Raw genomic sequence first — 13,809 nt, 5'->3', positions numbered from 1 at the left:
GGGGCTTTGCTTTTTATACAGAAATATTATGCGTAAACAGGCTTACGCTTACAGATTTCTAATACTTTCGCTTTCGTTGCTTCAATCACAGACTCATCGCCCATGTTGTCTAGAATGTCACACATCCAGCCAGCTAGGTTCTTCGCATCTTCTTCAGTAAAGCCACGACGAGTGATTGATGGAGAACCAACACGGATACCAGAAGTCACAAATGGGCTACGTGGATCGTTTGGTACTGAGTTTTTGTTTACTGTGATGTTAGCTGAACCTAGAGCGGCATCAGCTTCTTTACCAGTAATATCTTTGTCGATTAGATCAACAAGGAATAAATGGTTTTCAGTTGAACCAGAAACGATGTTGTAACCGCGAGCAATAAACTCAGCAACCATCGCTTTAGCATTCGCAACAACGCGAGCTTGGTATTCTTTAAACTCTGGCTCTAGTGCTTCTTTGAAAGCAACCGCTTTTGCTGCGATTACGTGCATAAGAGGACCACCTTGACCGCCAGGGAATACCGCTGAGTTTAGTTTCTTATAAAGATCTTCACCTTCATTAGAAAGAATCAAACCACCGCGTGGGCCAGCAAGCGTTTTATGAGTAGTTGTTGTCACTACGTGCGCATGAGGTACTGGGTTCGGGTAAACACCCGCAGCGATTAGACCGGCAACGTGCGCCATATCAACGAAGAAGTAAGCACCTACTTTGTCTGCGATTTCACGCATACGCGCCCAATCACATACTTGAGAGTAAGCTGAGAAACCACCGATGATCATCTTAGGCTTGTGCTCAACGGCTAATGCTTCCATTTCTTCGTAGTTGATTTGACCCGCTTCATCGATGCCATAAGGAATGATGTTGTAAAGCTTGCCAGAGAAGTTTACTGGTGAACCGTGAGTTAAGTGACCACCGTGTGCTAGGCTCATACCTAATACTGTATCGCCAGCATTGAGTAGTGCCATGTAAACGGCGTTATTCGCTTGAGAACCAGAGTGAGGCTGTACGTTTGCGTATTCTGCGCCGAATAATTCACAAGCACGTTCAATAGCAAGAGTTTCTACTTTATCAACGTACTCACAACCACCGTAGTAACGCTTGCCAGGATAACCTTCTGCGTACTTATTGGTTAGCTGAGAACCTTGGGCTTCCATTACACGTGGGCTGGTGTAGTTTTCTGAAGCGATAAGCTCAATGTGCTCTTCTTGACGAAGAGTTTCTTCCTGAATTGCGGTAAAAAGATCCGCATCGTAATCCGCAATGTTCATATCACGCTTAAGCATTTGTATCTCCTGGTTCAGATTATCTGAAAGTCCTAAAAAACCCGAAAGGTCCATAAAAACGGTAAGTTTCGTAAAAATACAGCCAACGACGCAAAGCAAACGTTTTCGTCACTGTTTTTGATGGGTGCTATTCTACCTAATTTGATCCATATCAGAAAGTAGCAATCTGAACTTTCTGCATGCAAAAACTTAACAATTAGGTTGAAGAAAAGTCATAGTGAACAGATTACCACCATTTTTATTACATAGTGTACAGACCACATAATAAGTTTACATTTACGTAAACATTAAAATACAACTCGTTAACCATGATTTTCTAACAAAAGTACCATAATCACAATTCATTGATTAGAATTTTGCTAATTATGGACAAGAAGATTATTTCAATGATGGAAAAACACACAAAACGAGAAGATGGAATTGCACTACTAGTCGGCAGTTTTTTAGTCGCATTAGGGGTATTTTTCTTATCTTCGGCACAACTCATCACTGGCGGCACAGCCGGATTGGCACTATTACTCAGCCAACTTTCCACTTTATCTTTCGGAACTTTGTATTTTTTTATTAACCTACCCTTCTATGCCTTAGCTTGGCTACGCTTTGGCAAAGCCTTTGCGGTGAATAGCCTGATCTGTGGTGCATTAGTCGCAGTTTTTGCCGACCAACTACACAACGTTATCGTTCTAAGTAAGATAAATGAGGTTTTTAGCGCGATAGCCGGTGGGTTATTAATAGGTATTGGCATGCTGATTTTATTTCGCCATCGCTCAAGCTTAGGTGGCTTTAATGTGATGTGTTTATTAATCCAAGATAAGACGGGAATTTCCGTTGGTAAAACTCAAATGCTACTCGATTGCAGTATTGTTATTGCATCACTGTTTTTTGTATCAACTTGGACGATTGCCCTTTCGGTACTCGGCGCAATTGTATTAAACATCACATTAACCATGAACCATAAGCCAACTCGCTACACCGTTAGATACCAGCAATAGTTAGATGTCAGTAATAGATGTACTTAAGTCATAATGACAAAAAAGGGCTCAACGGCCCTTTTTTGTATTGTAGCTTTAAGCGCTTTTATTCTTTAACTTGAAAGCAATCGGTGAAGGTTTCATGATTTAAAGTAATGGTGGCTCTATCCCCTTTTTCCCAAAATGTTTGCATGCCATCTACCGAAGCATATTTGCTGCCCGATGCCGACTCCACACGAACAAGTGGATAAGACCCCGAATGCTCAACCAACATTGCTTGCTCTTGACCGGAGTATTCAATTAAGAAAGGTTTTTCAAACTTCCCTTGCGACTCACTTTCCGACTGATCAATTCGACATTTATAAGCAACACTCGTCACTTTAACGCCATCGACTGAAGTAGTCGTCGCAATATTATCTGAACTTGGTTGCTCTTCAACCGTAGTACAGCCTGACAGTAATGCAATTGAAAGCACTGTAAATAAAAACGACTTACTGCATGTCATAAATCACCATCCAATTAATTATATAAAAAGCACGAAACAGAATGATGTGAATTTTTATCTTCCATCAAAACAGGTTGTTGCTGACATTTTGACATGACTTTAGGGCAACGTGAAGCAAAGCGACACCCTTGGGGCCTATCAATCGGTGATGGAATGTCTCCTTTTAATAAAATTCGCTCACCAATGCCTTGCTCTTCCAGCCTAAGTTTGGCATTTCTGTATTTAGGGTGAGTTATGGGAATAGCCGATAATAAAGATTGAGTATATGGATGTTTCGGATGCTGATAAACCTGCTGCGCCTCGCCATATTCGACAATTTGACCTAGGTACATCACAGCAATTTTATCGGAAATATGACGAATTACCGATAAATCATGAGCGATAAAAATTAACGTCAAATCCATTTCTTTTTGCAACTCAAGCAGCAGATTAAGTATTTGCGCTTGAACTGAAACATCTAATGCAGACACCGACTCATCACACACTACTAGCTTCGGCTTTAATGCAATCGCGCGTGCAATGCCAATCCGTTGTTTCTGCCCACCAGAAAATTCATGAGGGTAACGTTCTGCCGCATCTGGCGTTAAACCTACTTTTACCAGCAACTCTGATACCCATTTCTTTCTTTCTGCTTCACTACCCAACTTATGGATCACAAATGGCTCTTGCAAAATCATCCCTACAGTATGGCGAGGGTTTAATGATTCCGTAGGATCTTGAAACACCATCTGCATTTCTTGGCGCAAAGAACGCATCGCCTTGTTATCAAGCTGACAAATATCTTGCCCTTCAAACAAAATTTGCCCACTAGTCGGTTCATATAAGCGCAACAAACTACGGCCTAAAGTACTTTTTCCGCAACCTGACTCACCAACTATGCCTAAGGTTTCACCTTTATTGACCACTAGAGAAACATCATCGACCGCATGAACGGTATAGCCTTTTTTCAGCAAGCCTTTTGCTGAATGAAAATACTGCTTAAGGTTTTTAATCCTAACTAACTCACTCATATTACTGACTCCTGACGCTTATCTTTGATGCGTAAATCAGACCAGAAGTGGCAGCTAATTTGGTGTTCAGCATTTTTCATTTCTAAAACAGGATCGTGTTGCAAGCATTTCTCTTGTTGATAAGGACAACGTGAGGCGAAACGACACCCCTCAGGCATGTTATTGAGATTAGGCACCGAGCCTTCAATGGTCGGCAAAATGGCTTTTGGAATCGACAGACTATTCGGCATAGAAGCCAGTAGCCCTTTAGTGTATGGATGACTTGGGTAATCGAACAATTCAAACACATCAGCTTGCTCGACGACTTTTCCAGCATACATCACTACCACTTGGTCGCAAATTTCGGCAACCACTCCCAAGTCATGAGTGATGAAGATAATCGACATGCCTGTTTCTTGTTGCAGTGATTTCATCAAGTCTAAAATTTGCGCCTGTACTGTCACATCGAGCGCTGTAGTGGGTTCATCACAAATCAACACGTCTGGTTTACACGCTAAGGCAATCGCAATCATCACACGCTGACGCATCCCGCCAGATAATTGATGTGGAAATTCCAACATCCGCTGTTTGGGGGAAGGGATACCAACTTTTTCTAGCATTTCGAGTGACAATTGATAGCGCTGTTTTTTCTTCAATGTAGGTTGATGTAATTGATAGACTTCCATCAATTGCTTACCAATAGTATGAACAGGATTCAGCGCCGTCATAGGATCTTGAAATATCATTGAAATCGCATTACCACGCATTTGATACATTTGTTCAGCGGGTAATTTAGCTAAGTCATCAACCTTGTCTTGATGAGCGTATTCAATACTTCCCGACACCACCTGGCCAAAAGGTTTAGGTAGTAACCCCATAATCGACATTGCCGTGACGCTTTTACCGCAACCAGACTCTCCGACTAGGCCGATGGTTTTTCCTTTTGGCACATGGAAAGTCACACCATCAAGCACACGAACTTGACCATTATCGGTTACAAATTCAGTGCATAAATCGGTAATGGTTAAAACAGGCTTTCGTGTCATTTGGCATCCATTATTAAACTTTGTTCGGTTCTCGTCGCTCGACCGCTTCGCTAATCGTTACTAGAAAAAGATAATATCCAAGCAACTTATCGATAAACGAGAAGTGAAACGCCCGAGATTCGAGTTACGAAACCACCTTCGGTTATCTAGGGTATACAACTAGAATCCCAGCGCTCTCTTATCTATCTATACTTCTCATCGACAATAGTCACTGGCTCAAACGCTTTACCTGAATCCATCGCGTCTTTGGTTTCTTTTTTCGCGTCTTGATCGATCCAGAAAGTACCTAAACTGCCAACAAAACCTGAAGGATAAAATAACGCTTCCGTTTGTTTCGTCGCCATTTCTTTTGGTAGCTTCATCCAACGCCAATACCCCTCACGCGCATAAGGAACGCTGTAGCCAGGGATCACCACTTTAGCCTCATACACTTTCTCTTGGATTTGACGAGATAGTTGATGCTTATTGGTTAAATCAAATTCATTGCGATAAGACTCAATTAACTTATCCAATTCAGGTGAACTGTAGTTGGTGAAGTTATTATTTTGCGGTTTATTGGCAAATTCAGAGGAGAAATACTGCCAGTACACCGGAATACGTGAGGCTGACATATCATGAAATGACAATTGATGTTTTTTCTCCAGCACATACTTAAACATGCTGGAACCATCGATCAGATTAAGCGTTAAATCTAAACCAGCCAATTTGGCTTGCTCACGTAAATACGCAATGCGTGGAGTATGTGCCGGCGTCGCGTAGGTCACAGCAAAGCTAAGTCGCTGACCTTTATCATTTTGGCGGATGCCATCTGGCCCAATTTGAGTAAAGCCGGCTTTTTCAAAGAACGAAGCCGCTAATTTAGGATCAAATTTAGGCGCGCTAATATCCGACTGGTCATAGTCTCCATGCCCGCTGCCCATTGGGTTACTTTTACGAACATAATCGTTACGCAGAATTTTATCCAACATGCCGTCATAATCCATCGCATGCATTAAACCCTGACGCACATTTATATCATCTAGCATTGGCATCGCGGTATTCAACCAAATGCCTCCCGCCCCTACTGGTGCTTGGTTAAATGCCCACGCTTTATGGATATAACCTTTATCATAGTTTTCACCGACCGCTTTATCATGCCAAAGAGTCGGACGCACCAAAGCAAATGAGTCTAGCTGACCTTTTTCAAAATACTTAAACGCAATATCCGGATCTCGAATCACTTTGATACTGATTTTTTCAACGTTAAAACGATGTTGATAGTACTTATTGCTGTAGCCCCACCAGTCTTTCACATGCTTAAAACTAACCGCTTTGCCTTTATCAATATCATCAATGTAATACGGGCCAACAGTTGGCTCTGGCTTAAAGTTATAACGACGAACAAAATCATCTGCAATGCCATCGCCATTTTCATCTTTACGAGGGTTAGCGTAAAAGTGGGCAGGAATTGGTGATAAATTGACATAATCCATCAGCTCATCGGGATTTCTTGGTTTACCAGAAACTACTGCGATAGTGTGATCATCATAGGCAATCACATCACTGACTTCATTGGTGTAAAAGTCGTTGTACCAAGGCGCGACGATGTCTTTCGAGCGCATCATTTGCAGAATAAAGGTGAAGTCTTTGGCGGTAACCGGTTTGCCATCGCTCCATTTCGCTTTGGGATCAAGCTTGAAATAGACCGTTTTATGATCATCGGAAAATGCCCAAGAAGTGGCAATCGATGGTAGCCAATTATCAGTATTAGGGTGCCTATCTAGCAGCGCCATGGTGGAACGAGTCCAAGAAGCAAAAGTGCCATTGGCATCAGGGCCGACAGTACGGAAAGTTTGAGGAAAGCTCGCCATGTAGGTGTGATAAATACCACCAAACTTAGCTTCGGGTGAGGCAAAAATAGGATCGTTATTATTGGTCTGCCAATCTAAGTTGTCTGGCAATTGCGCGGCATGAGCGAAACTACTGGAAAACGCCACAGTTAATGATATTCCACACAACCATAATGAGCGTAATTTAGTCGGTTTTATCATTGTTTTTCCTTAAACGTTTATTCTATTTTAAACATATTTGGTAAAGCGCTTGGGATCAAAGGCTTCACGAATGGCTTCACCAATAAATGTCACCATAATCAATACGGATACAATTGCCGTCACCACAGAAATTGCAATCCAAGGTGCATCGAGATTAGACTTGCCTTGCTGCAACAATTCCCCCCAACTCGGTGTCGGTGGCATCAAGCCTAATCCTAGGTAATCTAATGCGGTTAACGCTGTGATATTGGCGACAATGGTAAAAGGCGCCAGCGTGACTATCATCACCATAGTATTGGGCAAAATATGATGAAATAAAATTCGCCAATTTGATGCACCTAATGCTTTCGCAGCCAACGTATATTCCCGCGCCTTTTCTTTATAGGTCATGGTTCGCATGTACCAAGTCATGCCCATCCAACCAAACAATACATTGATAAAGGTAAATAGCATAAAACTAGGTTGCATAATGGAGACTAAGATCATAATCACATATAAAAACGGCACCATTGACCAAATTTCGATAAACCGCTGAAAGAAAAGGTCAAACTTACCGCCCCAAAATCCCATCACACAACCAACGGTTACACCAATCGCATACGAAATCGCCATGGTTAGCAGCGCAAAGCCCATGGCAATCCTAAAGCCATATAGCAGACGAGCGAGAATATCTCGTCCTATGGTATCGGTTCCTAAATAGTGTTTGCTTGCCATGCTTGGCGCTGCGGGAGGAAAGTCGCTATCAAAATCTTGTTCATAAGGATTCCAAGGTACCAGCGGCATAATCACCAAGCCTTGGGGATCTTTGTCGTTTATCACTTTTTGCAGTTGGCGATAATTGGTTTCAGCCTGATAACCAAGGTCGAAGGTACTACCGGAAATCACATCCGCGTAAGTTGGGAAATACCATTGGTCTTGATACTTCACTACAATGGCGCGGCTATTCACCAACAGCTCCGCTAATAACGCGAGTACAAATAAAAACGTTAGGATCATCAGTGACCAATAGCCACGTTTGATCGCTTTAAAGCGTTTGATTTTCTTTTGCGTTAACGGGTTTGAAATAAAGGCTAAACTCATATCAGGCTCCAAACTTAATACGAGGGTCAACCAAGGCCACGCAGATATCCGACAAAATATTGCCAATCAACAGCATCAAGGCATTAATGGCAAATAGTCCCATCACCACAGGGTAGTCTCGCTCCATAATCGATTCATAGCCTAATAAACCTATGCCGTTAATATTGAAAATTACTTCAATCAAAAATGATCCGGTCATAAAGAACATCAGAGAATTACCAAATGAGCTGGCTACCGGAATTAAGCTGTTACGTAGCGCGTGGCGTCTGACTGCTAGTTTAAATGGCAAGCCTTTCGCAATCGCCGTTCGAACATAATCGGCCGCTAAGTTTTCCATTAAGTTATTTTTCATGGTCATGGTCAACAAGGCAAAATCACCAATCAAATAACAAAACAGCGGCAACACCGCATGCCAAAGCAAATCTTTAATTTGCTCTGGTAGAGTGAAATAGTCAAAGTCATCACTGACAAAACCGCCCATCGGAAACCATTCCAAATGAAAGCTAAATAAACTCAGCAACAGCACCCCGATCACATAACCGGGCAGCGCAAAACCGACAAAGATAAAAATAGAACTAGAGGCATCAATCACACTGCCATGGCGCAATGCTTTCATGTAACCAAGAGGAATGGAAATAAGGTAGCTAATTAAAAACGTCATTCCACCATAAAATAATGAAACCGGTAGACGTTCGGCAATCATATCGGTAACAGGTTCGTAATAGCGTGTAGATTCACCTAAATCGAACTGAACCAACTTTTTCAGCCATAACCAATAAGCTTGAGGAATAGGCTTATCTAGGCCATAAAACTCATTAAGTTCGGCTATTTGATCATCGGATAACGCATTATTGCCGCCATGAGTCACGCTACTGGATGTCGCGACCTCGCCTTGCTGCATCTGTAAGCTAAGCAACATGCGCTCAACCGGCCCACCGGGCACAAAGCGAGTCAAAGTAAAAATCAGCAAAGTAATGCCAATAAAGGTAGGAATGACTAGTAAGAGTCTTCTAAAAATATACGCTAGCATCCAATCCAGCCTGTCATCATCAATTAATCATCCTTGTAGATCACTTATATATTTTCTGCCAAATACTTAGGCGCATCTTTAATACTATCTAACACAACATCAGCGAGTGATTGCGCTTCATCGGTGACTTCCTTGCCGCTACGCACTAAAATTTTGGTTTTCACACCAGCAGCAATCGCTGCTTTCATATCATCCGCTTTATCACCAATCATCACTGAACGTGACATATCAATATCTAGCTCTTCTTGAGCCGAAATAAACATACCTGGTGCTGGCTTACGGCAATCACACGCTTGAGCGTACTTTTCTACCGAACCTTCAGGATGATGCGGGCAATAGTACAAACCATCAAATTCCACGCCTTGGTCAACGAAGTTCCAATCCATCCATTCGGTTAGCGTCAAAAATTCTTTTTCAGAATAATAGCCACGAGCAATGCCAGATTGATTGGTCACAAGAACCAGTTGGTAGCCTAAATCTTTCAGCGCTTTGGTTGCCTCAAACACACCGTCGATGTATTCAAAATCATCCACTTTACTTACATAACCATGGTCGACATTAATGACACCATCACGATCGATAAAAACGGCAGGTTTAGACAAAATAACACTCTCTCTTTAAGGCTGATTTTGCAGATAGAAAACAAAAGTATTCAGTAAAATATGAATTAATAATTATTGCACGCTTTGCTTTGTTCTTCATTAGATTAATAAGAATAGTCTGAATCGCACCTTTTAGACGTCTAGACGTAAAAATACCTATTGACTTGAGGTAGTGAAAACCATAGCATCGTCTACTAAATCGCAGTCACAATGCGCGTTTTCACTAAAGTTTGGCTTTTTTGAAAATAGAATATATGGAACATATTATTAATTCAGGTTGTTAAATGATTGAAATTAATCAAGTCAACAAAGTGTTCTATCAAGGCAGCAAGGAAATCCCTGCACTGGTAGACATCAATCTTCATATCCCTCAAGGGGAAATCTTTGGTGTGATCGGCTCGTCCGGCGCAGGTAAAAGTACCCTTATTCGTTGCGTTAACATGCTTGAAGCCCCGACATCTGGTTCAGTTTTGGTTGATGGCTTAGACCTCACCAAACTTTCTTCTAAAGAATTAGGCCAAGCTCGCCGTAATATCGGCATGATTTTCCAACATTTTAACCTACTGTCTTCTCGTACGGTTTTCGATAATGTGGCGCTGCCTTTAGAGCTAGCTCAAACGCCTACCAGTGAAATTGAGCAACGTGTCACTGAGCTATTAGATTTAGTCGGTCTTGCAGACAAACGTGATACCTACCCTGCTAATTTAAGTGGTGGTCAAAAACAACGTGTCGCGATTGCCCGTGCATTAGCCTCAAAACCTAAAGTTCTGTTGTGTGATGAAGCGACGAGTGCGCTTGATCCAGCAACCACTAAGTCTATTTTAGAATTGCTGAAAACCATCAATCAGCAGCTTAATCTGACGATTTTAATCATTACTCATGAAATGGATGTAGTGAAGAATATTTGTGACAAAGTGGCCATCATTGGTGATGGTCGCCTAGTTGAGCAAGGCCTAGTAAGTGATATTTTTGCTCATCCTAAGACAGAGCTAGCGCAAGAGTTTATTCGCTCTACCCTAGACTTATCGATTCCGGAAGATTACAAAGCTCGCTTGCAAGAAACTCAAGTGGAAGGCTCTATTCCTCTAGTACGTCTTGAATTTACTGGCTCAACGATTGATGCACCAGTGATCAGTCAACTATCTCGCAAGTTTAATGTCGATGTCAGCATTTTAAACTCCGATATTGATTACGCTGGCGGCGTTCGTTTTGGCTTAATGGTTGCTGAACTGTTTGGTGAAAAAGAACTTGTTGAGCAATCTGTTACTTTCTTAAAAGACCACAATATTAAAGTCGAGGTGCTTGGCTATGTTTTATGATCAAATCATGGATTGGTATTACGATCATCGCACTTTCCGCCTAATTTGGGGCGCGACCTGGGAAACGCTATACATGGTCGGCGTTGCCGGTTTAATCGGCTTTATCATTGGTATTCCAATGGGCGTGATTCTGCATATCACTAAAAAAGGCGGCTTAATTGAAAACCGCACGGTGAATATGATCCTTGGTGCCATCGTCAATATTGGTCGTTCCGTACCTTTCTTAGTGTTAATGGTTGCCATTATTCCATTTACGACCTTTTTAATTGGTAAGTTTATTGGCACAACGGCGGCGATTGTTCCACTCACCGTGGGCGCGATTCCTTTTATTGCTCGGTTAGTGGAAAGCGCATTGGTTGAAGTACCAAGCGGCCTAATTGAAGCGGCACAATCTATGGGTGCAAGCCCAATGCAGATTATCCGTAAAGTATTGTTACCAGAAGCTTTACCTTCTATTGTTAACACCGTTACTATCACCCTAGTGACCTTAGTGAGCTATTCAGCCATGGCGGGAACCGTTGGCGGTGGTGGCCTAGGTGATGTGGCGATGCGTTATGGTTATCAACGCTATCAGCCGGACATCATGTTCATCACTGTGGTGTTACTAGTGGTAGTGGTACAAATTATTCAAATGGTCGGTGATCGAATCGCCAGCCGAGTGGATCATCGTTAATTATAAAAAATAGACCTGACTGATGAGCTAACAAATTAGTCATAAAGAATGCATTTATACATGGAGATTAGTATATGAAATTGAAAAGCCTATTTAGCGCAGCTGCGGTTGCTACTTCACTACTGTTAACTGGCGCGGCTAATGCAGCCGATAACACCATCAATGTCGGTGTGATTGCGGGTCCAGAAGCACAAGTTGCAGAAGTTGCAGCAAAAGTTGCCAAAGAAAAATACAACCTAGATGTGAAGCTCACTATCTTCTCTGATTACATCATTCCTAACGCGGCTTTAGATGATGGTTCAATTGACCTAAACGCATTCCAACACTTGCCATACCTTGATAAGCAAATCAAAGATCGTGGCTATAAAATTAAGCCGGTTGGCAATACCTTCGTTTACCCAATCGCGGGTTACTCGAAAAAAATCAAATCTCTTGATGAGCTGAAAAAAGGCGATAGCATCGCGATTCCAAACGATCCAACGAACGAAGGTCGTGCGTTATTACTTCTACAAGAGAAAGGTTTAATCAAACTCGCTGCGGATGCAGGTCTTGAAGCAACGCCTCTTGATATCGTAGAAAACCCTAAGAAATTGGATTTTGTTGAGCTAGAAGCCCCACAGCTACCTAACTCACTACAAGACGTTGCGATTGCAATCATCAACAACACGTTCGCGGCTCAAAATGGTTTAACGGCTGAAGAGCATGGTATCTTTGTGGAAGATAAAGAATCTCCATACGTAAACCTAATCGTTGCTCGTGAAGACAATGCCGATAGCGAAAACGTGAAGAACTTTGTCAAAGCATACCAAACAGACGAAGTTTACCAAGAAGCAATGAAACTGTTTAACGGCAGCGTTGTTAAAGGTTGGTAATCCAGCATTAAGGTTACATAAGTTAAAAACTTATTAATTACAAAGGGTAGCTAAATTAGCTGCCCTTTTTTGTATCTCGAGTTTGCTGCAAAGGAAATGGATTGAAACAAATTATTCATGAGATCTAGGTAATATTGATCACACACGCCACTAGACTTACACGTGTAAGCTAGATATTCTAGCGTACACTTGTAGCCTGAAACTTGGTCATTTATGAAAACACAAAATCCTCCTTTCATTTGGTTAAATGTCTTCATCTTCGCCAGCAGTATGTTGCTTGCGGTAGTTGTTGCACCAATTTACTTTATTAGCAATGGTATTACCGCGGCACATTGGGTGTGGCTTTTAATCACCTTTAGCTTTTGTAATCTATGCATCACGGCTGGCTACCACCGCTTGTGGTCACATCGAACCTACCAAGCTCACTGGTCTTTACGGTTTATCTTTGCTTTAGGTGGGGCGTTTGCTCTGCAAAATAGCGCGCTTCATTGGTCGTCAGATCATCGTGTTCATCATCGCCATGTTGATAATAACGACAAAGATCCCTACTCCGCTAAGCGTGGCTTTTGGTTTTCTCATATTGGTTGGATGCTGCGCCACTACCAAAGCGCAGAAGTTTATTCGGATTACTCCAATTGCCGAGATCTACAAAAAGAAAAGATCGTCATGTGGCAACATAAATACTATATCCCTCTTGCCCTGTTAATGAACTTAGGGGTTCCGCTTTTATTAGGCATCATTTACCAAGATATTATTGGCATGCTTTTAATGGTCGGCGCTGTGCGTTTAGTGCTAAACCACCACACGACTTTCTTTATTAATTCTCTAGCGCATATCTGGGGAAGCCAGCCTTATACCAATAAAAACACTGCTCGTGATAACAGTGTGTTAGCGGTACTAACCTTTGGTGAGGGCTACCACAATTTCCATCATATCTTTGAAAATGACTACCGTAATGGCATTCACTGGTGGCAATACGATCCAACAAAATGGCTCATCAAAACCTGCTCATGGTTAAAATTAACCGAAAAGCTGCGTATTACACCGGCCGATAAAATCGAAAAAGCCAAAGCATTACAATTGCTCAATGATACTAAACAGAAGGTTCGCCATTTGCCGAACCAGCATGATGTTATCGAGAAAATGCACAAAGAATACGATGCTCTGATTGCTCAAATGACCGAGTATTACGACTTGAAGAAACAGCTGATGCATGGCAAGAAACAAAAGATGATGGAGCAATATGAACACGCCGTTTTAAAGCTGCGCTATCAACAAATGAAGCAACACTTTAAACAGCAGCAATTACAGTGGCTGATGTTAATGAAGCAATACGCATAAGCTCCTATCCTCTTACATAGCTTCATGTGATAGCTTCATGCATAAAAAAATCCCCAAACGATTCAACATCGTTT

At 41.9% G+C, this 13,809-nt stretch carries 13 protein-coding genes; 5 read left to right on the top strand and 8 right to left on the bottom strand.

Going from position 1 to position 13,809, the window contains the following annotated elements:
- Positions 1-26 precede the first annotated feature (26 nt).
- Positions 27-1,277: a serine hydroxymethyltransferase gene (glyA, locus tag L3V25_RS08885; protein WP_027696873.1), complete on the bottom strand. Its 1,251-nt coding sequence runs from the start codon at positions 1,275-1,277 to the stop codon at positions 27-29.
- 389 nt (positions 1,278-1,666) lie between these two features.
- On the opposite strand from glyA, the gene L3V25_RS08880 reads away from it, so the two are divergent.
- Positions 1,667-2,269: a YitT family protein gene (locus L3V25_RS08880; protein WP_237295398.1), complete on the top strand. Its 603-nt coding sequence runs from the start codon at positions 1,667-1,669 to the stop codon at positions 2,267-2,269.
- An 85-nt stretch (positions 2,270-2,354) separates the two neighbouring features.
- On the opposite strand, the gene L3V25_RS08875 is transcribed toward L3V25_RS08880, so the two are convergent.
- The 7 genes from L3V25_RS08875 to gmhB all read right to left on the bottom strand — a co-directional run bounded on the left by L3V25_RS08875 (position 2,355) and on the right by gmhB (position 9,530).
- Entirely contained in the window at positions 2,355-2,753 is a 399-nt protein-coding gene (locus L3V25_RS08875) for an MliC family protein (RefSeq protein WP_237295035.1), read from the bottom strand.
- A gap of 14 nt (positions 2,754-2,767) precedes the next feature.
- Positions 2,768-3,763 carry an oligopeptide/dipeptide ABC transporter ATP-binding protein gene (locus L3V25_RS08870; RefSeq protein ID WP_237295034.1) on the bottom strand — a complete coding sequence of 332 codons (996 nt, stop codon included), beginning with the start codon at positions 3,761-3,763 and terminating at the stop codon, positions 2,768-2,770.
- Positions 3,760-4,788: an ABC transporter ATP-binding protein gene (locus L3V25_RS08865; RefSeq protein WP_237295033.1), complete on the bottom strand. Its 1,029-nt coding sequence runs from the start codon at positions 4,786-4,788 to the stop codon at positions 3,760-3,762. Before L3V25_RS08865 ends, L3V25_RS08870 begins: the two co-directional genes overlap by 4 nt.
- A gap of 182 nt (positions 4,789-4,970) precedes the next feature.
- The gene (locus tag L3V25_RS08860; RefSeq protein WP_237295032.1) at positions 4,971-6,818 is read right to left on the bottom strand and encodes an extracellular solute-binding protein; all 1,848 of its coding nucleotides are present in this window, start codon (positions 6,816-6,818) and stop codon (positions 4,971-4,973) included.
- A 27-nt stretch (positions 6,819-6,845) separates the two neighbouring features.
- Positions 6,846-7,898, bottom strand: coding sequence for an ABC transporter permease subunit (locus tag L3V25_RS08855; RefSeq protein ID WP_193001550.1), 1,053 nt, complete (start codon positions 7,896-7,898; stop codon positions 6,846-6,848).
- A 1-nt stretch (position 7,899) separates the two neighbouring features.
- Positions 7,900-8,928, bottom strand: coding sequence for an ABC transporter permease subunit (locus L3V25_RS08850; RefSeq protein ID WP_237295031.1), 1,029 nt, complete (start codon positions 8,926-8,928; stop codon positions 7,900-7,902).
- Between the two features lie 44 nt (positions 8,929-8,972).
- Positions 8,973-9,530, bottom strand: a complete 558-nt coding sequence (gene gmhB / locus L3V25_RS08845) for a D-glycero-beta-D-manno-heptose 1,7-bisphosphate 7-phosphatase (protein WP_237295030.1) — start codon at positions 9,528-9,530, stop codon at positions 8,973-8,975.
- A gap of 284 nt (positions 9,531-9,814) precedes the next feature.
- On the opposite strand from gmhB, the gene metN reads away from it, so the two are divergent.
- From metN to L3V25_RS08825, 4 genes are all read left to right on the top strand, one after another.
- Positions 9,815-10,849, top strand: coding sequence for a methionine ABC transporter ATP-binding protein MetN (gene metN, locus L3V25_RS08840; protein WP_237295029.1), 1,035 nt, complete (start codon positions 9,815-9,817; stop codon positions 10,847-10,849).
- Complete coding sequence (locus L3V25_RS08835; RefSeq protein ID WP_027696863.1) at positions 10,839-11,522, top strand: methionine ABC transporter permease; 684 nt, start codon at positions 10,839-10,841, stop codon at positions 11,520-11,522. Before metN ends, L3V25_RS08835 begins: the two co-directional genes overlap by 11 nt.
- A 74-nt stretch (positions 11,523-11,596) precedes the next feature.
- The gene (gene metQ / locus L3V25_RS08830) at positions 11,597-12,394 is read left to right on the top strand and encodes a methionine ABC transporter substrate-binding lipoprotein MetQ (protein WP_237295028.1); all 798 of its coding nucleotides are present in this window, start codon (positions 11,597-11,599) and stop codon (positions 12,392-12,394) included.
- Positions 12,395-12,607: 213 nt separating this feature from the next.
- A complete protein-coding gene (locus L3V25_RS08825; protein WP_237295027.1) occupies positions 12,608-13,735 on the top strand; it encodes a fatty acid desaturase in 1,128 nt (375 codons plus the stop codon).
- Positions 13,736-13,809 lie beyond the last annotated feature (74 nt).

Source organism: Vibrio sp. CK2-1, assembly GCF_021726515.1.
Taxonomy (GTDB): domain Bacteria; phylum Pseudomonadota; class Gammaproteobacteria; order Enterobacterales; family Vibrionaceae; genus Vibrio.
The sequence above is the reverse complement of the archived record's forward strand: the minus strand, read 5'-3'. Positions and strand labels throughout refer to the sequence as shown.

What these genes read in the sequence shown, in the direction of transcription:
- L3V25_RS08865 (WP_237295033.1), bottom strand. Translation starts at nt 4,788, where the DNA reads ATGACACGAAAGCCTGTTTTAACCATTACCGATTTATGCACTGAATTT.
- L3V25_RS08880 (WP_237295398.1), top strand. Translation starts at nt 1,667, where the DNA reads ATGGAAAAACACACAAAACGAGAAGATGGAATTGCACTACTAGTCGGC.
- L3V25_RS08860 (WP_237295032.1), bottom strand. Translation starts at nt 6,818, where the DNA reads ATGATAAAACCGACTAAATTACGCTCATTATGGTTGTGTGGAATATCA.
- L3V25_RS08850 (WP_237295031.1), bottom strand. Translation starts at nt 8,928, where the DNA reads ATGCTAGCGTATATTTTTAGAAGACTCTTACTAGTCATTCCTACCTTT.
- L3V25_RS08870 (WP_237295034.1), bottom strand. Translation starts at nt 3,763, where the DNA reads ATGAGTGAGTTAGTTAGGATTAAAAACCTTAAGCAGTATTTTCATTCA.
- metN (WP_237295029.1), top strand. Translation starts at nt 9,815, where the DNA reads ATGATTGAAATTAATCAAGTCAACAAAGTGTTCTATCAAGGCAGCAAG.
- L3V25_RS08835 (WP_027696863.1), top strand. Translation starts at nt 10,839, where the DNA reads ATGTTTTATGATCAAATCATGGATTGGTATTACGATCATCGCACTTTC.
- L3V25_RS08855 (WP_193001550.1), bottom strand. Translation starts at nt 7,898, where the DNA reads ATGAGTTTAGCCTTTATTTCAAACCCGTTAACGCAAAAGAAAATCAAA.
- L3V25_RS08825 (WP_237295027.1), top strand. Translation starts at nt 12,608, where the DNA reads ATGAAAACACAAAATCCTCCTTTCATTTGGTTAAATGTCTTCATCTTC.
- L3V25_RS08875 (WP_237295035.1), bottom strand. Translation starts at nt 2,753, where the DNA reads ATGACATGCAGTAAGTCGTTTTTATTTACAGTGCTTTCAATTGCATTA.
- metQ (WP_237295028.1), top strand. Translation starts at nt 11,597, where the DNA reads ATGAAATTGAAAAGCCTATTTAGCGCAGCTGCGGTTGCTACTTCACTA.
- glyA (WP_027696873.1), bottom strand. Translation starts at nt 1,277, where the DNA reads ATGCTTAAGCGTGATATGAACATTGCGGATTACGATGCGGATCTTTTT.